Raw genomic sequence first — 18,004 nt, forward strand, 5'->3', positions numbered from 1 at the left:
ATCGTTATTGCCTATTTTTCGATCGGCCGTGTGCTGCGAGAACGTGCAACGGGCGCGATGCCGTTCCGCCCGCGGATCGAAGTCGTAGTGCTTTCAAAGTGTTACGCGGCGCGCTTCGGTGGCACGAATCTTGTTTCAATTTGGCTAGAAATCGTGCCGGAAGCCCTCGCTGAGGTTCCGGCCTGGGGATTTTTGGGAAGGGCTGGCCGCGATGAGGCTAGTCGCCGTCATTCTCCAGCCATCCGCGCACCACGGCCTTCGCCGCGCCGCCGAGCAAGTCGCCCTTGTGCCTCGTGTCCGGGTCGATGCCGCTGCGACTTCGCTGCACCCCGCCACCCGCATCGCGGCACATCGCGACATCCCGATAGCCGAACGCGCGCCGTCTTTCGGCGCTCGCGCTCCGAACGCGCCGCGTCATTCCGAACACCAGCATTTCTTGTGATGGGAGGTTGATGATGGAGTCTGCGACATACACGCGCGAGAAGCTCGTGAGAATCGTGGTTGCCCTGCTGGGAGTGGCGTTCCTTTGCCTGCTGTTCAGCGATCCAGCGCTGGCTGAGGATGCGGCTGCGCCGCCCGCCTGCGGCGGCAAGATCCTTGAGAAGTGCACGCCGAATTCCGGCGACACCGCCTGGATGCTCACGTCAGTCGCGCTCGTCCTGATGATGACGGTCCCGGGGCTCGGCCTGTTCTATGGCGGCATGGTGCGCAAGAAGAACGTCGGCGATACCGTGATGACCAGCTTCGCCGTCACCTGCCTGGTCACGATCCTGTTCGCCGTCCTGACCTACAGCCTGGCGTTTCGTGCCGGCACGCCGTTTATCGGTGGTCTGGATCGGCTGTTCCTCAAGGACATCCTGAGCGACATCGGCAAGGGTGGCATCGGCAATCCCAATCCGCTCGCCGCGACGATCCCTGAGTCCGTCTACATCTGCTTCCAGATGACGTTCGCCATTATCACGCCGGCGCTGATCGCCGGCGCGTTTGCCGAGCGGATGAAATTCTCGGCTATGCTCTGGTTCATCGGGCTGTGGGCGATCTTCGTCTATGCGCCGATCGCGCACTGGGTCTGGGGACCCGACGGCATCTTCTCCGCGGGCAACGACGCTGCCTATGTCAAGGTTCTCGATTTCGCCGGCGGCACCGTGGTGCACATCAATGCCGGCGTCGCCGGACTGATGTGCGCGATCATGCTCGGCAAGCGCGTCGAGACGGGGCCGGCGCACAATATGGTGCTGACCTTCATCGGCGCCTCGCTGCTGTGGGTCGGCTGGTTCGGCTTCAACGCCGGCTCCGCCGTCACGGCCGGAATGCAGGCGGGCATGGCCATGCTGGTGACCCAGATCGCGACCGCGGTGGCGGGCTTCACGTGGATGCTGGTGGAGTGGGCGCTGAAGGGCAAGCCGACCGTCGTCGGCATCTGCTCGGGTGCGGTCGCCGGCCTCGTCGCGATCACGCCGGCCTCCGGCTTCGTCGGCCCGGTCGGCGCTTTCGCCATCGGCATCGCCGCCGGCGTCTGCTGCTACTGGGGATGCACCGGCCTGAAGCGCTTGTTCAGCTACGATGACGCGCTGGACTGCTTCGGCGTCCATGCCCTTGGCGGCATCGTCGGGGCGCTGCTGACCGGGGTTTTCGCGGTCGAGCAGTATGGTGGGACCGCCGGCGTTCTGGAGGGAAATGCCGGGCAGTTCGTCAATCAATGCATCGGCGTCGCGACGGTCTTCGTGTATGATGCGGTCGTGAGCCTGATCATCCTGTTCGTGATCAATCTCTTCGTCGGGCTTCGCGTGACGCAGGACATCGAGCGCGAGGGGTTGGATCTGGCACTGCACGGCGAGGTCGTGCAGTAGGCTTGGCGGCGTTCCGCAAGGCCGGCGATGGTTCGCCGGCCGGCGCGGGACGAAGCTGTTCGAGGTGATCCGATGAACTGGTTCTATTGGAACACAGCGTGGTCGCTGTTCTTCAGCCTCGTTTGGTTCATGACCATCACACACAATCCGGATGCGCAGATAGCAGATGCGCATCTGCGCGATGAGGCGTTCAAGGGCTAGCTCCGGTAATAGCGCCACATCCTGAGGAACGTCCGGTGGATCTCATCGGGCGCCCGGTCGAATGGCTCGAGATTGACGCGAACCACGCCACGGTGGTCCATGCGCCACGGCAGGCGCATCAGCAGCCGATAGGCCGGCCGCTTGCGCCAATCGGCCACCAGCGCGCTGCCGAGCGGTCCGTCGAGCGCGATCTGCAACTCGTGAACGGTCATCGCGCGCTCGGCGATCTCGACGAGGTCGATGCGCGCGATGGCGCGCCAGCGGATCAGCCCGAAGGCCTGGATGAAGATGCCGTACTGGTTGGCCCCGATGGTCGGACGACCGGCCTCCAGCAGGGGGATGTTGTAGTAGGTGAAGCCGGCGGCGGCCGCCGCCGGCGCCAGCCAGTAGATCGCACCGGTGATCCAGCTCGCGGTCAGGAAGATCGCGGCCAGCGCCGCCGTGACATAGACCGGAAAGTAGATGTCCTCGCGGCCGTAGGCGACAGAATAGCCGCCGACGTTTCCCTCGTCCAAGCTTGCGATCATGTGAGCCCCGCGCCCGGGACGTGTCCGGGACACATGAGGGACGACGCCAGACCACAAAGCAAAAACGGGGCCGCGAGGGCCCCGTTCGAAAAGTCGGAAGCGGGCGATCTTACTTGATCTTGGCTTCCTTGAACTCGACGTGCTTGCGCGCGACCGGGTCATACTTCTTCTTGACCAGCTTGTCGGTCATGGTGCGCGAATTCTTCTTGGCGACGTAATAGAAGCCGGTATCGGCCGTCGACACGAGCTTGACCTTGATGGTGACCGCCTTGGCCATGTGCAAAACCTCGAAAATCGGGGGAATTCAGGAGCCGGCCAAATCGGCCCGCGTTTGGCCGGGAAACTAGCCACAAACCACCCAAAGTCAAGGATTTCCGAGCCAAAACACCCCCGATTCCGGACCGATTACCCCTCGAAGAACTGATTTTTCGGCCGCGGCAGGCCCAAATTCTCGCGCAAGGTCCGTCCCTCGTATTCCGTGCGGAAAATCCCGCGCTTTTGCAGTTCCGGGACCACCTTGTCGACGAAGTCGAACAGGCCCTGCGGCAGATAGGGGAACATGATGTTGAAGCCGTCGCTGCCCCGGCCGGTCAGCCATTCCTCCATCTGGTCGGCGATGGTCTGCGGCGTGCCGACGAAGGCGAGCCCGCCATAGCCGCCGACGCGCTGGGCGAGCTGGCGCACGGTGAGCTTGTCGCGCGCCGCGACATCGACGAGGCGCTGGCGGCCGCTCTTGCTTGCATTGGTTTCCGGGATCGGCGGCAACTGTCCGTCGGGATCGAAGCCGGACGCATCGGTGCCGAGGATCACCGACAGCGAGGCGATCGCGCTGTCGTAATGCACGCGGCTGTCGAGCAGCGCGCGCTTCTCCTTTGCTTCCTCGACGCTGTCGCCGACCACGACGAAGGCACCGGGCAGGATCTTCAGGTGCTCGGGATCGCGGCCGATCTTCTCCATGCGGCCCTTGATGTCGGCGTAGAGCTTCTGTCCGTCGGCAAGGCTGCCGCCGCCGGTGAACACGGCTTCCGCCGTCTCGGCCGCAAGCTGCCTGCCGTCATCGGACGCGCCAGCCTGCACGATCACCGGCCAGCCCTGCACGGGGCGGGCGATGTTCAGCGGGCCGCGGACCGAGAGATATTTGCCCTTGTGATTGAGCACATGCATCTTGTCGGGATCGACGAATAGCCCGGACTCGACGTCACGCACGAACGCATCGTCGGCGAAGGAATCCCACAGGCCGGTGACAACGTCGTAGAATTCGCGAGCGCGCTTGTAGCGCTCGGCGTGCTCCATGTGATCGTCGAGGCCGAAATTCAGCGCCGCGTCCGGATTGGACGTGGTGACGATATTCCAGCCGGCGCGGCCGCCCGAGATGTGGTCAAGCGAGGCGAAGCGCCGCGCGACGTGATAGGGCTCGTCGAAGGTGGTCGAACCGGTCGCGATCAGGCCGATATTCTCGGTGACGGCGGACAGCGCAGAGAGCAGCGTGAACGGCTCGAACGAGGTCACGGTGTGGCTGCGCTTCAGCGCATTGATCGGCACGTTCAGCACGGCCAGATGGTCGGCCATGAAGAAGGCGTCGAACTTGCCGGCCTCGAGCTTGCGGATCAGCGTCTTGATGTGGTCGAAGTTGAAATTGGCGTCGGGCCAGGCCCCGGGATAACGCCAGGCACCGGTGTGAATGCTGATCGGCCGCATGAACGCGCCGAGCTTGAGTTGACGCTTCGCCATTGCCCCGTTCCGTCCTTGATGTCGTTAACGGGACAGATAGGGAGGCGCCTCGCGGCGCGCCATCGGGAAGATTATTTTGTTTTTGGCGGCTCTCTCGACAATGTCCTTCCGGGGCATCGCGCAGCGACCCGGAATCTCGCGCCGCAATCTCGGGATTCCGGGTTCGATGCTGCGCATCGCCCGGAATGACGCGGATCATCTTATGCCCCCAGCACGTCCTTCTGCATCTTGCCGCCGTAGAAATGGAAGAACGGCACCGGCGCGTCGTGGCGGAGCGGGCCGGTGGCGAGACGGCGGTCGAGCTCGGCGAGCACGTTCTTGGTCATGGCATGTGCGTCGGCGAGCGGCTCGGAGCCGATCTCGACCCACACGAGCTCCACCAGTTCGGCATCGGCATGTACCACGCCCTCGACGCGATGCGCGATGGTCGAAGCGTCGGCAGTGAAGAAGCGCGTGTCGAAGCGGCGGACGCGGCCGGGCGGGGTGATCGCGCGCGCGATCAGGAACAGGCCGGACGGATCGGGCAAGAGACCTGCGTCGGCGAACGGCGCCCAAGGACCTTGAAGCTTGGGCCCGTCGAGCTTGTGCTCGACCTTGCGGCCGAGGCAGAGCCCGGTCTCTTCGCAGGCCTCGCGGATCGCGGCGTTGGCAAGCGCACGCGCGCGGCCGGGCGTGATCTTCGGGCTGCCCTTCAACAGATTGGCTTCCAGCTCCGGCGTGATCGGCGCTGCGACCGGTACGCGGTTGTCGGCCTTGTCGACGCGACCGCCGGGGAAGACGAATTTGCCGGGCATGAACACCACCTTGTCGTGGCGCTTGCCGACCAGCACCTTCGGCTTGGCGCCGGAGCGATCGATCAGGATCAGCGTCGCGGCATCCTTCGGCCGGAAGTACGCGTGATGATCGGCTTCTTTTTCGCCCTGGTGGACGACGGCGGCGGGTGCGGCAGCTTCAGTCATTTCATCCCTTTCAGTTCTTCTTGCGGTCCGGTTTAGCTAGACCGGCGGGATGTCGCTAGGGGCATTTTCGTCAAAGCCATGCATGCGCAGGGCCCATTGCAAGCCGATCACGGCGCCCTTCACCGGCTGCAACAAAGCCAGCGATGCGAACAGCGTGAAGGGAAGATAGATCGCAAGTTGCAGCCACACCGGCGGCGAATAATTAGTCTCGATCCACAGCGCCATCGGTACCACGATATGGCCGACGATAACGATGACGAGATAGGCGGGCAGATCGTCGGCGCGGTGCGGCGTGAAGTCGAGATCGCAGACCGGGCAATGGCCGTCGCATTTGAGAAACTTGCGGAACAGTCTGCCTTTTCCGCAGCGCGGACAGCGGCAGCGGAACCCGCGCTTCATCGCGCTCCACACGTCGCGCTTCTCGGGCTCGGCCGCCTCGCGAGTCCAGACCACCGTCGGCGGTGTCACTTCCATGACTTGCCTCGCTTCGATTTGCCGGACTTCTGCTGCGCCGGCTTGCGATCTTTCTTGTTGCGCGATTTCCGCTCCTTGTGCGCCTTCTTGCCTGATCCTTTTGGTCCCTTGCCAAATCCGGCGGCACGGCGCTCGGCCCTAACGCTGTCGCGTTTTCTGCCGCGCGGAATGGCCTGACCATCGGATAATAACTCAAACCGCAGCGCGCCCGCTATCGGCGCGGCTTCCACCAGACGTACATCGACGACGTCGCCGAGCCGATACATGGTGCCGCTGCGCGTGCCGATCAGCGCATGGCGGGTCTCGTCGTAATTGAAATATTCGCTGCCGATGGTGCGGATCGGGATCAGGCCGTCGGCGCCGGTGTCGTCGAGCTTCACGAACAGGCCGGATCGCGTCACGCCGGAAATCCGGCCCTGGAACGAGGCGCCGACTTTATCGGCAAGGAAATGTGCGATCAGCCGGTCGGTGGTCTCGCGCTCCGCCTTCATCGCGCGGCGCTCGGTGACGGAAATCTGCGCGGCGATCTCGGCGAGCGTCTCCACGGTCTCATCGGTCGGCAAGGCGCCTTCGCCAAGCCCGAGCGCGCGTATCAGCGCGCGATGCACGATCAGATCGGCATAGCGACGGATCGGCGAGGTGAAGTGCGCATAGCGGCGCAGGTTCAAGCCGAAATGGCCGTAGTTCTCGGCGGAGTATTCGGCCTGCGCCTGCGAACGCAGCACCACCTCGTTGACCAGCGGTTCGTAGTCCTCGCCGGCAACCTGCGCCAGCACGCGATTGAATTGCGTGGGACGCAGCGCGCCCTGCTTGGTGAAGGGCAGGTCGAGCGTCTTCAGGAATTCCTGCAGGTTGTGCACCTTCTCCTGGCTCGGCTCGTCATGCACGCGATAGATCAGCGGCAGCGCCTTCTTCTCCAGCATCTCGGCCGCGGCGACGTTGGCGAGGATCATGAACTCCTCGATCAGCCGGTGGGCGTCGAGCCGCTGCGGCACGATCACGCGATCAACGGTGCCGTCGGCTTTCAGCAGGATCTTGCGCTCGGGCAGATCGAGATCGAGCGGGTCGCGCTCGTTGCGTGCAAGCTTGACCAACTCGTAGGCCGACCACAGCGGCTTGAGGACCGGATCGAGGATAGGGCCCGTCGTGTCATCGGGCCTGCCGTTGATCGCGGCCTGTGCCTGCGCGTAATTGAGCTTTGCGGCCGAGCGCATCAGCACGCGGTGGAAGGTATGCGAGCGCTTGCGGCCGTCGGCGCCGATCACCATCCGCACCGCGAGCGCGCCGCGCGGCTCGCCCGGCACCAGCGAGCAGAGATCGTTGGAGATGCGTTCGGGCAGCATCGGCACGACGCGATCAGGGAAATAGACCGAGTTGCCGCGCTGCAACGCGTCGCGGTCGAGCGCCGAACCGGGCCGCACATAGAAGGCGACGTCGGCGATCGCGACATGGACGATGAAGCCGCCCTTGTTGTTCGGATCGGGATCGACTTCCGCATGCACCGCGTCGTCGTGATCCTTGGCATCCGGCGGATCGATGGTGACGAGCGGCACGTCACGCCAGTCCTCACGACCCTGCAAGGTCGCGGGTCTTGCCTCTTCCGCTTCGCGCAGCGCAGAAGACGAGAACACCTGCGGGATGTCGTGGGTGTTGATCGCGATCAGGCTGATCGCCTTTTCGCTGGCAATCGAGCCGAGCCGCTCCTTGACGCGGGCGGAGGCCAGGCCAAAGCCGCGGGTGCGGATCAGGTCGACGCTGATCAGGTCGCCGTCCTCGGCATCGCCGCTGTCGGCCTTGGCGATGTTGAGCTCGCGGCCGGCCTGCTTCTTGTCGACCGGGATCAGGCGTCCGCCGCCATCGGGATTGCGGCGGAAGATGCCGAGGATCCGAGTGCGCCCGTGATCGATCACCTTGATGACACGGCCGCGATAGGGCGTGCCATCTTGTTCGTCCGTGACTTCGACGCGCAGCAGCGCGCGGTCGCCGACGCCGGCGGTGGTGCCGGGCTTCGGCCGCCGCGGCGTCTCGATGCGGATTTTCGGGGCGGTACCGTTCTCGTCCGAGTCCCACTCGGCGGGCGTGGCGATCAGCTCGCCGTCGCTGTCGCGGCCGGTGATGTCGGCCAGCACGGTCGGCGGCAGCGCCGCCGGCTCGTGGATCTTGCGGCCGCGTTTGGCAATCGTGCCGTCGTCGGCGAGCTCGCGGAGGATCCGCTTCAGCTCGACGCGGTCGGCGTTCTTCAGGCCGAACTCGCGCGCGATCTCGCGGGTGCCGACCTTGCCTGGATTGGCGCGGATGAAGGCGACGATGGCATCCCGGCCCGGAAAGCCATGGTCGGGTTTTCGTTTCACTTATCCTCGTGCCTTGCCGGCGCTCTTCTTCGCGGGCGCTTTCGCTGGTGCCGATGATTTTGCAGGCGACGTCTTGGCACCGGAGGCGACCGGCGCGCGCGCCTTGCTGGTCGCATCCGTCTTCGGCTTCGCCGCGGCCTTCTTCGACGCAGCCTTCTTGGCGGGCTTGGCCTCGGCGTCGCCGTCAGTCTCGGTCGCCTCGGGCTTGGCTTTCTTCGCCTTGGCCAGCTTTTCCGCCTTCGCCTTCTTGGCCTTCTTGCCGCCGCCCTTGGCCGCGCGCTCGTCGATCAGCGCGATCGCCTCCGCGAGCGTGATCTGGTCGGGCGTACGGTCGCTCGGGATCGTCGCGTTGACGCCGCCGGCCGCGACATAGGCACCGTAGCGGCCGTTCTTCAGCGCGACCGCGCCGAGCGTCGGGTGATCGCCGAGCGGCTTGCCGGGATCGGCGCCGAAGCGGCGGCCGCTCGGGCCCTTGGCGATCTTCTCCGCGATCAGCGTGACGGCGCGGTTCAACCCGATATCGAACACCTCGTCGCCGGCCTCGAGGCTGGCATAGGTCTTCTCGTGCTTGACGAACGGCCCGAACCGGCCGAGGCCGGCGGTGATCGGCTGCCCGGTTTCCGGATGCTTGCCGATCTCGCGCGGCAGCGACAACAGCTTCAGCGCCAGTTCGAGGTCGACATCGGCCGGCGAGGTGCCTTTCGGAATGCCCGCACGCTTCGGCTTCTCGCCTTCGGCGTAATCCTTCTGCTCGCCGAGCTGGATGTAGGGGCCGAAGCGGCCGGCCTTCACCGTGACATCGAAGCCGGTGTCGGGATCGGTGCCGAGCACGCGGTCGGCGCTCTCGGCGCTGTCGGCCGCGAGCGGGCGGGTGTAGCGGCATTCCGGATAATTCGAGCAGCCGACGAAGGCACCGAACTTGCCGGCCTTGAGGTTGAGCCGGCCGGTGCCGCAGGTCGGGCATTGCCTGACGTCGCCGCCATCCGCGCGCGGCGGATAGATGTGCGGGCCGAGCATCTCGTCGAGCGCGTCGAGCACCTCGGCGACCCGGAGGTCCTTGATGTCGTTGACCGCGCCGATGAAGCCGCGCCAGAAATCCTGCAGCACCTGCTGCCAGGCGATCTCGTTGTTGGAGATGCGGTCGAGCTGCTCCTCGAGATCGGCGGTGAAGTCGTATTCGACATAGCGCGAGAAGAAGTTCTCCAGGAACGCGACCACGACGCGGCCCTTGTCCTCGCCGTGCAGCCGCTTCTTCTCGAGCTTGACATAGCCGCGGTCCTTCAAGACCTGCAGGATCGAGGCGTAGGTCGAGGGACGGCCGATGCCGAGCTCTTCCATCCGCTTTACCAGCGAGGCTTCCGAGAAGCGCGGCGGCGGCTCGGTGAAATGCTGGGTGACGGCGAGGCTCTGGCGCTTCACGGCCTCGCCCTCGCTCATCGCGGGCAGGCGGCGCGAATCCTCGTCCTCCTCGTCGTCGCGGCTTTCCTGGTAGAGCGCGAGGAAGCCGTCGAACTTGATGACCTGGCCGGAGGCGCGCAGCTCCAGCACGCGGGAGCCGGCCTTGGCCTCGATATCGACGGTGGTGCGCTCGAGCTCGGCCGACTCCATCTGGCTCGCAATGGTGCGCTTCCAGATCAATTCATAGAGCCGCGCCTGATCGGCATCGAGCCTTCGGCCGATGGTGGCCGGGCGGCGCGACAGATCGGTCGGGCGGATCGCTTCGTGCGCTTCCTGCGCGTTCTTGGCCTTGGCCTGGTACTGCCGCGGGGCGTCCGGCACGTAGGCGTTGCCATAGTCCTCGCCGATCACCTTGCGCGCCTGCGTGATCGCTTCGGGCGCGATCTGCACACCGTCGGTTCGCATATAGGTGATGAGGCCGGTGGTCTCGCCGCCGATGTCGATGCCCTCATAGAGCCGCTGCGCGATGCGCATGGTGTGCGCCGGCGCGAAGCCGAGCTTGCGGCTCGCTTCCTGCTGCAGGGTCGAGGTGGTGAAGGGCGCCTGCGGATTGCGCCGCGCCGGCTTGGCCTCGACGGTCGCGACCTTGAACAGCGCGGCCTCGATCGCCTTCTTGAAGTCCTCGGCTTCCGCGCCGGAGCCGATGTCGAGCCGCGCGATCTTCTTGCCGTCGGCGCCGACCAGCCGCGCCTCGAAGGCCTCGCCGCGCGGCGTCAGCAGCGTCGCGACCAGCGACCAGTACTCCTTCGGCACGAACTTCTCGATCTCGAGCTCGCGGTCGCAGACCAGCCGCAGCGCGACCGATTGCACGCGGCCGGCGGAGCGGGCGCCGGGCAGCTTGCGCCACAGCACGGGGGAGAGGGTGAAGCCGACCAGATAGTCGAGCGCACGACGCGCCATATAGGCGTCGACCAGCGCGCCATCGATCTGGCGCGGCGCCTTCATCGCCTCGGAGACGGCCTGCTTGGTGATGGCGTTGAACACCACGCGCTCGACCTTCTGGTCCTTCAGCGCGCGCTTCTCCTTCATCACCTCCAGCACGTGCCAGGAGATCGCCTCGCCCTCGCGATCAGGGTCGGTGGCGAGGATCAGGCGGTCGGCCCCCTTCAGCGCCTTGGCGATGTCGTTGAGCCGGCTCGCGGCCTTGGCATCGACCTCCCAGATCATCTGGAAATTGGCGTCGGGATCGACGGAACCATTCTTGGCCGGGAGGTCGCGAACATGGCCGAACGACGCCAGGACCTCGTAGGAGGACCCCAGATATTTGTTGATCGTCTTGGCCTTGGCCGGCGACTCCACAATGACGATATTCATGTCATTCCAATGGCTTACGGGAAAACTTGAAGGCGGATTCCGCTAGACTCGCGGCCCGCCGTGTCGGGGCGAACATGGGTGTTGGGGCGGTCCCTGTCAAATCGCCAGATATTGAAGGGCGGGCCCAAGCTGTGGAGTTTCTATCCCAGGGGTTGAAAAATGCGTCCTAGAGTTGCGGCCGGAAAGGGCGTATCTTTTTAAATATGGGGTGGGAATCGGATTAGGCCTTTTGAGCAGCACAGGGGGCGGCCGGAAGCGCAAGGCGTCCGGGCCCGTGGGGACCGGCGGGCGACGAGACAGCTGGGGAGGGCGACCCGGACGACGCCCTGGTCCTGATTGCGGGCGCCGCGACCGAACTCGCCAAACTTGCCCGGCGCCACAAATTCGAAGTCCTCGAGCGCCTGTTCGCGATGGCCCGCCTGGAGGCCGACGAGCAGCAGCGTTCGCGCAGCCGGCGGAAGTTGTCGTGAGGGGCGTCGCGGGATGCAGGGTCGGCCTATGAGCGGTGCTCTCTCCATTCGTCGTCCTGGCGAAAAGCCAGAACCCGTAACCACCGCATTCGGTGATGAACGGGTTCGCGGCCCCAGCGTCGCGCATCAATCGAGATCTGGGGTAATGGGTCCTGGCTTTCGCGCCAGTTACGCTTCTGATAAGGCGAAATATTTTCGCGCGCGAGGATTGGCAGGTTTTTGCCGAGTTGCCCGTCGTATCGTACCAGCAACACGCATCCTACGCAGTCGCGAGGCGCCGCGCGCGCTTTGCTGCAGGCCGCGGCTTCAGCGCAGTGTCGGCCGCGCCAAGCACACGTCCATCCTGCGAGTAAAGCGCAAGCTTCTTCACCGGCTTGCCCTTGTCGCGGTCGACCAGGATGGTCGCGATCTCGTCCGGATGCTCGTCGAATTCCTCGGTCCATTGCCGCAGCGCGACCAGGATCGGAAAGATGCCGTGGCCCTTCGGCGTCAGGACATATTCCTGATAGGCGCTGCCGTCGGAGGCGGGGACCGTCTTCAGGATGCCGCGCTCGACCAGCGTGCGCAGCCGTGTGGCAAGGATGTTCTTGGCAAGCCCGAGGCTCGCCTGGAATTCGCCGAAGCGGCGGCGGCCGAGGCTGGCGTCTCGGATGATCAGGAGCGACCACCAGTCGCCGAACACGTCGAGCGCGCGTGCGACGGGACAGCTGTCGCCTGCAAGGCTGGTTCGTTTCACCGACCGTCTCCAGGAATTTGGGCCATCACGACCTTGTGTAGTTGCAATATTAAACCGTATGCCCTAGTTAGGCAACGAAGTTTAATAATGCAACCAACTGGAAGCGGACATGAGACTGGCGAACAAGACGGCGTTGATCACTGGCGGCAACAGCGGCATCGGGCTCGCGACAGCAAAGCTGTTCGTGGCGGAGGGCGCCAAGGTCGTCATCACCGGGCGCAACAAGGAGACGCTTGCGGCGGCAGCCAGGGAGCTCGGGCCAAACGCGCTCGCGGTGGCGGCCGATGCCACCGACGTCGCGGCGCTGGAAGCTGCGGTGAAGCAGGGCGCCGAGAAGTTCGGCAAGTATGACGTGCTGTTCGCCAATGCCGGTATTCCCGGCCAGACGCCGGTCGGCGGCACCACGCTGGCCGCATTCGAGAATGTGATCCGCACCAATCTCACCGGCGTGTTCTTCACGGTGCAGGCGGTCGCGCCGTACCTCAACGACGGCGCGTCGATCATTCTCAACGGCTCGGTGATCTCCGTGCTCGGCAATCCCGGCTATTCGGCCTATGCCGCGAGCAAGGCCGGCGTGCGCGCGATGGCGCGGGTGATGGCGTCAGAATTCTCGCCGCGCAACATCCGCGTCAATGTGGTGGCGCCGGGCGCGGTGCGCACCCCGATCTGGGGCGCCGCGATCGCAACGCCGGAGGCCGAGAAGATCTTCGAGCAGCGGATCGGCAAGACCACGCCGCTCGGCCGGATCGGCGAACCCGACCACATCTCGAAGACCGTGCTGTTCCTGGCGTCAGACGACGCCGCGCATGTGCAGGGGCAGGAATTGTTCATCGATGGCGGCGCGACGGCATCACCGGCGGGCGCGCCGATCTATCGCGGATAGAGCCTTTCCGTTCCGACTAAATCGGAACGGGGCTCTGGCTTTATTCTGACGCGTTTTCTTCACGCGAACCGGCGTCCTCTTCGCTCGAAAACCCTCTGGTTTGTTTCTCATTGTAACGAACGGCCGGTGTGAAGCGCTTCACACCGGCCGATTTCGTGCGCGACTATCATCGCGCGTATTGAACCTTTGACGTACTCCCCGGACTCCTAATTGGGCGGGGAATTTTTCACCACGGAATCATTTGGAGTGCCGCCATGCCGAAAGCAGCTCGCATTTCGACGTCGATCCCGGTTTCGTCCGCATCGGAAAGTTCGGATACAACGCAGTTCGTAACCGTCGCACTGTTTTCCGGCATCGGCCTGTTGATTTCGCTGGTGGCCGTCATCCTCGGCATTCAGGGCGTCTGGTTCTGAGTTTCTCCACCCGAACGACCTGCCGCCGCCGCGCGACGGCAGGCGCTATGAATTACATCAGGCGGCGTTCAGGCTGCCGGCGGCCTGCAGCGCGCCCGCGACCGCCTTTTCGCGATGCTCGGGGCCGACCTGGATGCCGTCGGCGGGGATGAACTCGACATTCCTGACGCCGATGAAGCCGAACACCCCGCGCAGATAGGTCTCGAGGTGCTCGAGCGCGGCCATCGGCGTGTCGGCGCCGTAATAACCGCCGCGCGAGATCGCGATGATGACGCGCTTGTTGCCGGCCAATCCCTCGACGCCGCCGGCGCCGTATTTGAAGGTCTTACCCGCAACCAGGATGCGGTCGATCCAGGCCTTGAGCTGGCTCGGAATCGTGAAATTGTACATGGGCGCACCGATCACGACGATGTCGGCGGCCAGGAACTCGTCCAGCACCGCCTGGCCGGTCGCGATATCGTCGCGTACCGACGGATCCGGCGCCGCGCCCTGGTTGGCGGCGAGGTGCAGGCCGGAGAGGTGGGCGAGCGGGGTCTGGCTGAGATCGCGGTAGCTGACGACGAGACCGGGATTGGCCTGGCGCAGCCGCTCGACGGCGGCGGCGGAGACCTGGCGGCTGACGGAGTGGGGGCCGAGGACCGAGGAGTCGATGTGCAGAAGTTTCATGGCAGAGGTCACCTTTGGTATAGGTTTGTAACTGGCGCTATATGAGTGACCGCCCTAAATCTCCGCAAGAACGCACATTTTTGAAACCCGAGCACATCTATGGAACCCGAGCACATCGATGTAACCGCCGAGACCGGCCTGCCGCGTGGTCCCGGGACGCATCAGGACTGCCGCGGCGTGGCCTCCGTGCTGTCGCGGGTCGGCGACAAATGGAGCGTGCTGGTGATCATGCTGCTGCGCGATGGACCGCGCCGCTTCAACGAGCTGAAGCGGATGATCAACGGCATCTCGCAGCGCATGCTGACCTTGACGCTGCGCGGGCTGGAGCGCGATGGCCTGGTCACGCGCACGGTGTTTCCGACCATTCCGCCGCGCGTCGATTACGAGTTGACCGATCTCGGGCGCGGACTGGCCGTGCCTGTGATGGCGCTCGGCGAATGGGCGTTCGCGCATCTGCCGGAGATCGAGGGCGCGCGAAACGACTTCGATGCGCGGAATGCTGAGTGATCCTTCCTCCGCGATCCGTCACCCTGAGGAGCGCGGAACGCGTCTCGAAGGGGCGACGGCCACCAGCTTGGCCGTGCATCCTTCGAGACGCCTGCTGCGCAGGCTCCTCAGATGACGGGGATGGACTGGCGTAAGCCGCCAAGCCGGAGCCCTAAATCATCGACACCAGTCCGCCGCCGTGGCGCTCGAGCCTGCCGGCGAGCTCGAGCTCGAGCAGCACCGCGCGGACCACGGCGGGTGACACATCGGCCATCCGGATCAGATCGTCGATGCTGATCGGGCTCGGCCCGAGCAGGTCGATGATGCGCTCGCGATCGCCGCTATCGGTGGCAAAGTCCAGCGGCTCGTCGTCCTCGCGCACGCCAAGCATCACCGGCCGCTCCATGATCGGCATGACCGCGCTGATGACGTCGGCGGCTTCGGTGACCAAGGTGGCACCTTGCTTGATCAGGTCGTTGGCGCCGGCGGCACGCGGATCGATCGGCGAGCCCGGCACCGCGAACACCTCGCGGCCCTGTTCGGCCGCCATCCGCGCCGTGATCAGCGAGCCCGAGCGATGCGCGGCCTCGACGATCACGACGCCGAGCGAGGCGCCCGAGATCAGGCGGTTGCGGCGGGGAAAGTCGCGCGCCCGCGGCACATGGCCGAGCGGCATCTCCGAGATTGCCGCGCCGTGTACGAGCAGGGCGGCCAGCAGATCCTCGTGCTCGGACGGGTAGATTCTGTCGTGGCCGCCGGCCAGCACGGCGACCGTGCCGCTTGCGACGGTGGCGCGATGCGCCGCCTGATCGATGCCACGGGCGAGGCCGGAGATCACGACAAAGCCGGCAGCGCCGAGATCGCGCGCAAGGGTGCCTGCAAATTTCAGCCCGGCGCCGGAGGCGTTGCGGGAGCCGACGATCGCGATCATCGGCCGCATCAGGACCTCGCGCGCGCCGCGCACGGCAAGCAGCGGCGGCGCGTCGTCGATGGTGGCAAGCCGCGCCGGATAATGCGCTTCCTCCGGTGCGACGAGATCGATGCCGAACCTGCGGCAGGCGGCGAGCTCGGCAGCGGCGTCGGCCTCGCTGCAGATGCGTCCGGGGCCGGATGCGCCGCCGCGGCGCGCGAGGTCAGGCAGGCGCTCCAGCGCGTGCGCCGCATCGCCAAAATGGCGGAGCAGCGATGCAAAGGTGCGCGGGCCGACATTGTCGGAGCGGATCAGCCGCAGGCGGTTGAGCCGTTCGGTGTCGGTGAGTTTTGCGGGGCTGGGCGAGCGGTCATGCATGCGGGGCGCAGCTTCGCCCAACCTGAGATTGTGATCAACTGCGACATTGGCGCAGCCGCGCGCGACGCGCTAAAACCGCTTGCCAAGAAGCCGCCAAAAACCGTCAAGAAACAGGATGTCCGCCGATGATTTCGCTTGCCGATCTCCAACGCCGCATCGCCTCCGGCGAATTGTCCACCGATGCCGCCATCACGCAGACTCGGGACGTCATCGCGGCGCAGGACAAGACCATCGGCGCCTTCGTCCGCCTCGACGAGACGGCGCGTGCGCAACAGACCGGGGCGTTGCGCGGGATTGCGGTTGGTATCAAGGACATCATCGATACCGCTGACCTCCCGACCGAGATGGGCGCCGCGATCTACCGCGGGCATCAGCCGCGCGCCGATGCGCCGGTCGTGATGGCGCTGAAGCAGGCCGGCGCCACCATCATCGGCAAGACCACGACGACGGCATTCGCGGCGAACGATCCGACCGCAACGCTCAATCCGCACAATCACGCGCACACGCCGGGCGGATCGTCATCGGGCTCGGCCGCAGCCGTTGCCGCCGGGATGATCCCGCTCGCGCTCGGCACGCAGACCGGCGGCTCGGTGATCCGGCCGGCCTCGTTCTGCGGCGTCGCCGGGATCAAGCCGAGCTACCGCCTGCTGCCGACCGTCGGCGTGAAATGCTTCTCCTGGACCCTCGATACGGTGGGGCTGTTCGGCGCCGGCGTGCGCGACGTCGCGCTGGGGCTCGCTGCGATGACCAGGCGGCCTGAGCTGGTGGTGCCGTCGAAGCTTTCCGCGCCGCGCATCGGCGTGGTCACGCAGGCCTTTGCCGGCTCGCCTGAACCTTCCGGCGCGGAGGCGTTGCAGAAGGCCGCGCGTACGGCGGAGCAGGCCGGTGCGACCGTGCGCGAGCTCGCTGTGCCCGAGATCATCGCGGAAGCGTGGCGGATCCATCCGGTGGTGCAGGAGTTCGAGGCGCATCAGTCTTTCGCCTGGGAATACGGCCAGAACTATGATGCGATGCCGCCGCTGCTGCGCGGCCGGCTCGACGAGAGCAAGGGCGGCACGCCGGCCGAATACGATGCGGCGATGGACGTCACGCTGCGCGCGCGGCAAGCACTGGCCGCGATCCTCACCGAGGTCGACGTGCTGCTGACGCTGTCGGCGCCGGGCGCGGCGCCCGAGGGTTTGGCATCGACCGGCGATCCCCGTTACAACCGGCTCTGGACCTTGATGGGCGTGCCCTGCGTCAACGTGCCGACGCTGACCGCCGAGGGCGGATTGCCGGTCGGCGTGACCGTGATCGCGGGTTTTGGCGATGATGCGAAGGCGCTGGCGGCGGCGAGCTTTGTCGAGGACGCGCTGAAGCGATAGGCTTGGTCATTCCGGGGCGATGCGCAGCATCGAACCCGGAATCTCGCGCCACAACCTCTGGGTTCCGGGTTCATCGCGATGCTCCGGAATGACTTACGTCACTTCCGCTCGCCGATCTTGCCTTCGGTGCCGGCCTGCAGGCGCTGGATGTTCTCGCGGTGCATGTAGAACAGCAGCAGCGTCAGCACGGCGAACAGCGAGGCGAGCGCGTTGTGGCCGAACCACCACAGGAACAGCGGCGTCACGAACGCCGCGATCAGCGCCGACAGCGACGAGTAGCGCGTGGTGTAGGCGGTGCCGAGCCAGATCACGGCGAAGATCAGCGCCGCCGGCCAGAACAGGCCGAGCAGCACGCCGATATAGGTCGCGACACCCTTGCCGCCGCGAAACTTGAGCCAGACCGGGAAGAGGTGGCCGAGGAAAGCCCCCAGCGCCGCCAGCATCGCCGCGTTCGGGCCGTCGATGGTGCCGGCGATGATGACGGCGACGGTGCCCTTCAGCATGTCGCCGAGCAGCGTCGCCGCGGCGAGGCCCTTGCGGCCGGTGCGCAGCACATTGGTGGCGCCGATATTGCCCGAGCCGACCGTGCGCAGATCCTGCGTGCCGGCCATCCTGGTCAGCACCATGCCGAACGGGATCGAGCCCAGCAGGTAGCCGATCAGGAAGGCGACCGGCAGCAAGCTATCAGCAGACATCGCGGTGGTTCCTTCGGTCGGTCCCGCCCGAATGGGGCAATGCCGTCAATGAAATATTAACCATAAATCCGCACCATGGCTTTGGTAATGAGGGAGCTTATCATGGCTTCTGTTCGCAGGCGGCTGGAGCAGTTTTTC

General features: G+C 65.6%; 18 protein-coding genes. 6 read left to right on the forward strand and 12 right to left on the reverse strand.

Annotated features, from left to right (window positions below; all coding sequences use genetic code 11):
• Positions 1–217 precede the first annotated feature (217 nt).
• Positions 218–418 carry a hypothetical protein gene (locus E2I15_RS04655; RefSeq protein WP_137477646.1) on the reverse strand — a complete coding sequence of 67 codons (201 nt, stop codon included), beginning with the start codon at positions 416–418 and terminating at the stop codon, positions 218–220.
• A 34-nt stretch (positions 419–452) separates the two neighbouring features.
• Here E2I15_RS04655 and E2I15_RS04660 point away from each other — a divergent pair, with 34 nt between their 5' ends.
• Together E2I15_RS04660 and E2I15_RS39525 are read left to right on the forward strand one after the other, a co-directional pair.
• Positions 453–1,850: an ammonium transporter gene (locus tag E2I15_RS04660; protein WP_137477648.1), complete on the forward strand. Its 1,398-nt coding sequence runs from the start codon at positions 453–455 to the stop codon at positions 1,848–1,850.
• Between the two features lie 72 nt (positions 1,851–1,922).
• Entirely contained in the window at positions 1,923–2,051 is a 129-nt protein-coding gene (locus E2I15_RS39525; RefSeq protein WP_256438757.1) for a hypothetical protein, read from the forward strand.
• Here the strand turns inward: E2I15_RS39525 and E2I15_RS04670 are convergent.
• The 8 genes from E2I15_RS04670 to E2I15_RS04705 all read right to left on the reverse strand — a co-directional run bounded on the left by E2I15_RS04670 (position 2,048) and on the right by E2I15_RS04705 (position 12,071).
• The gene (locus E2I15_RS04670; RefSeq protein WP_137477650.1) at positions 2,048–2,578 is read right to left on the reverse strand and encodes a hypothetical protein; all 531 of its coding nucleotides are present in this window, start codon (positions 2,576–2,578) and stop codon (positions 2,048–2,050) included. The genes E2I15_RS39525 and E2I15_RS04670 overlap by 4 nt on opposite strands.
• Before the next feature lie 109 nt (positions 2,579–2,687).
• Entirely contained in the window at positions 2,688–2,855 is a 168-nt protein-coding gene (gene rpmG / locus E2I15_RS04675; RefSeq protein ID WP_018271988.1) for a 50S ribosomal protein L33, read from the reverse strand.
• A gap of 128 nt (positions 2,856–2,983) precedes the next feature.
• Positions 2,984–4,309 carry an LLM class flavin-dependent oxidoreductase gene (locus E2I15_RS04680; protein WP_137477652.1) on the reverse strand — a complete coding sequence of 442 codons (1,326 nt, stop codon included), beginning with the start codon at positions 4,307–4,309 and terminating at the stop codon, positions 2,984–2,986.
• A 200-nt stretch (positions 4,310–4,509) separates the two neighbouring features.
• Positions 4,510–5,268: an NUDIX hydrolase gene (locus tag E2I15_RS04685; RefSeq protein WP_137477654.1), complete on the reverse strand. Its 759-nt coding sequence runs from the start codon at positions 5,266–5,268 to the stop codon at positions 4,510–4,512.
• 36 nt (positions 5,269–5,304) lie between these two features.
• Positions 5,305–5,742 carry a DUF983 domain-containing protein gene (locus E2I15_RS04690; RefSeq protein WP_137477656.1) on the reverse strand — a complete coding sequence of 146 codons (438 nt, stop codon included), beginning with the start codon at positions 5,740–5,742 and terminating at the stop codon, positions 5,305–5,307.
• Positions 5,733–8,093 (reverse strand): ribonuclease R, encoded by a 2,361-nt coding sequence (gene rnr, locus E2I15_RS04695; RefSeq protein ID WP_137477658.1) that lies wholly within the window; start codon positions 8,091–8,093, stop codon positions 5,733–5,735. Before rnr ends, E2I15_RS04690 begins: the two co-directional genes overlap by 10 nt.
• Complete coding sequence (topA, locus tag E2I15_RS04700; RefSeq protein ID WP_137477660.1) at positions 8,094–10,865, reverse strand: type I DNA topoisomerase; 2,772 nt, start codon at positions 10,863–10,865, stop codon at positions 8,094–8,096.
• 729 nt (positions 10,866–11,594) lie between these two features.
• The gene (locus E2I15_RS04705; RefSeq protein ID WP_137477661.1) at positions 11,595–12,071 is read right to left on the reverse strand and encodes a winged helix-turn-helix transcriptional regulator; all 477 of its coding nucleotides are present in this window, start codon (positions 12,069–12,071) and stop codon (positions 11,595–11,597) included.
• Positions 12,072–12,180: 109 nt separating this feature from the next.
• Between E2I15_RS04705 and E2I15_RS04710 the strand changes: the two genes are divergently transcribed.
• A complete protein-coding gene (locus tag E2I15_RS04710) occupies positions 12,181–12,954 on the forward strand; it encodes an SDR family NAD(P)-dependent oxidoreductase (protein ID WP_016843953.1) in 774 nt (257 codons plus the stop codon).
• A gap of 254 nt (positions 12,955–13,208) precedes the next feature.
• On the forward strand, positions 13,209–13,367 hold the full coding sequence (locus tag E2I15_RS38630; RefSeq protein WP_016843954.1) for a hypothetical protein: 159 nt from the start codon (positions 13,209–13,211) through the stop codon (positions 13,365–13,367).
• A gap of 57 nt (positions 13,368–13,424) precedes the next feature.
• Here E2I15_RS38630 and E2I15_RS04715 read toward each other — a convergent pair whose 3' ends face one another.
• Positions 13,425–14,033, reverse strand: coding sequence for an FMN-dependent NADH-azoreductase (locus E2I15_RS04715; protein ID WP_137477663.1), 609 nt, complete (start codon positions 14,031–14,033; stop codon positions 13,425–13,427).
• 99 nt (positions 14,034–14,132) lie between these two features.
• Here E2I15_RS04715 and E2I15_RS04720 point away from each other — a divergent pair, with 99 nt between their 5' ends.
• Positions 14,133–14,540, forward strand: coding sequence for a winged helix-turn-helix transcriptional regulator (locus E2I15_RS04720; protein ID WP_137477665.1), 408 nt, complete (start codon positions 14,133–14,135; stop codon positions 14,538–14,540).
• A 151-nt stretch (positions 14,541–14,691) separates the two neighbouring features.
• On the opposite strand, the gene dprA is transcribed toward E2I15_RS04720, so the two are convergent.
• A complete protein-coding gene (dprA, locus tag E2I15_RS04725; RefSeq protein ID WP_137477667.1) occupies positions 14,692–15,807 on the reverse strand; it encodes a DNA-processing protein DprA in 1,116 nt (371 codons plus the stop codon).
• 125 nt (positions 15,808–15,932) lie between these two features.
• Here dprA and E2I15_RS04730 point away from each other — a divergent pair, with 125 nt between their 5' ends.
• On the forward strand, positions 15,933–17,171 hold the full coding sequence (locus E2I15_RS04730; protein WP_137477668.1) for an amidase: 1,239 nt from the start codon (positions 15,933–15,935) through the stop codon (positions 17,169–17,171).
• A 98-nt stretch (positions 17,172–17,269) separates the two neighbouring features.
• Here E2I15_RS04730 and plsY read toward each other — a convergent pair whose 3' ends face one another.
• Positions 17,270–17,866, reverse strand: coding sequence for a glycerol-3-phosphate 1-O-acyltransferase PlsY (gene plsY / locus E2I15_RS04735; protein ID WP_137477670.1), 597 nt, complete (start codon positions 17,864–17,866; stop codon positions 17,270–17,272).
• Between the last annotated feature and the right edge of the window lie 138 nt (positions 17,867–18,004).

Source organism: Bradyrhizobium sp. BR2003, assembly GCF_009720285.1.
Classification (GTDB): domain Bacteria; phylum Pseudomonadota; class Alphaproteobacteria; order Rhizobiales; family Xanthobacteraceae; genus Bradyrhizobium; species Bradyrhizobium elkanii.

Coding starts and splice junctions, on each gene's coding strand:
- E2I15_RS39525 (WP_256438757.1), top strand. CDS start 1,923: ATGAACTGGTTCTATTGGAACACAGCGTGGTCGCTGTTCTTCAGCCTC.
- plsY (WP_137477670.1), bottom strand. CDS start 17,866: ATGTCTGCTGATAGCTTGCTGCCGGTCGCCTTCCTGATCGGCTACCTG.
- rpmG (WP_018271988.1), bottom strand. CDS start 2,855: ATGGCCAAGGCGGTCACCATCAAGGTCAAGCTCGTGTCGACGGCCGAT.
- topA (WP_137477660.1), bottom strand. CDS start 10,865: ATGAATATCGTCATTGTGGAGTCGCCGGCCAAGGCCAAGACGATCAAC.
- E2I15_RS04720 (WP_137477665.1), top strand. CDS start 14,133: ATGGAACCCGAGCACATCGATGTAACCGCCGAGACCGGCCTGCCGCGT.
- E2I15_RS04690 (WP_137477656.1), bottom strand. CDS start 5,742: ATGGAAGTGACACCGCCGACGGTGGTCTGGACTCGCGAGGCGGCCGAG.
- E2I15_RS04710 (WP_016843953.1), top strand. CDS start 12,181: ATGAGACTGGCGAACAAGACGGCGTTGATCACTGGCGGCAACAGCGGC.
- E2I15_RS04660 (WP_137477648.1), top strand. CDS start 453: ATGATGGAGTCTGCGACATACACGCGCGAGAAGCTCGTGAGAATCGTG.
- E2I15_RS04680 (WP_137477652.1), bottom strand. CDS start 4,309: ATGGCGAAGCGTCAACTCAAGCTCGGCGCGTTCATGCGGCCGATCAGC.
- E2I15_RS04730 (WP_137477668.1), top strand. CDS start 15,933: ATGATTTCGCTTGCCGATCTCCAACGCCGCATCGCCTCCGGCGAATTG.
- E2I15_RS04685 (WP_137477654.1), bottom strand. CDS start 5,268: ATGACTGAAGCTGCCGCACCCGCCGCCGTCGTCCACCAGGGCGAAAAA.
- dprA (WP_137477667.1), bottom strand. CDS start 15,807: ATGCATGACCGCTCGCCCAGCCCCGCAAAACTCACCGACACCGAACGG.
- E2I15_RS38630 (WP_016843954.1), top strand. CDS start 13,209: ATGCCGAAAGCAGCTCGCATTTCGACGTCGATCCCGGTTTCGTCCGCA.
- E2I15_RS04715 (WP_137477663.1), bottom strand. CDS start 14,033: ATGAAACTTCTGCACATCGACTCCTCGGTCCTCGGCCCCCACTCCGTC.
- E2I15_RS04655 (WP_137477646.1), bottom strand. CDS start 418: ATGACGCGGCGCGTTCGGAGCGCGAGCGCCGAAAGACGGCGCGCGTTC.
- E2I15_RS04670 (WP_137477650.1), bottom strand. CDS start 2,578: ATGATCGCAAGCTTGGACGAGGGAAACGTCGGCGGCTATTCTGTCGCC.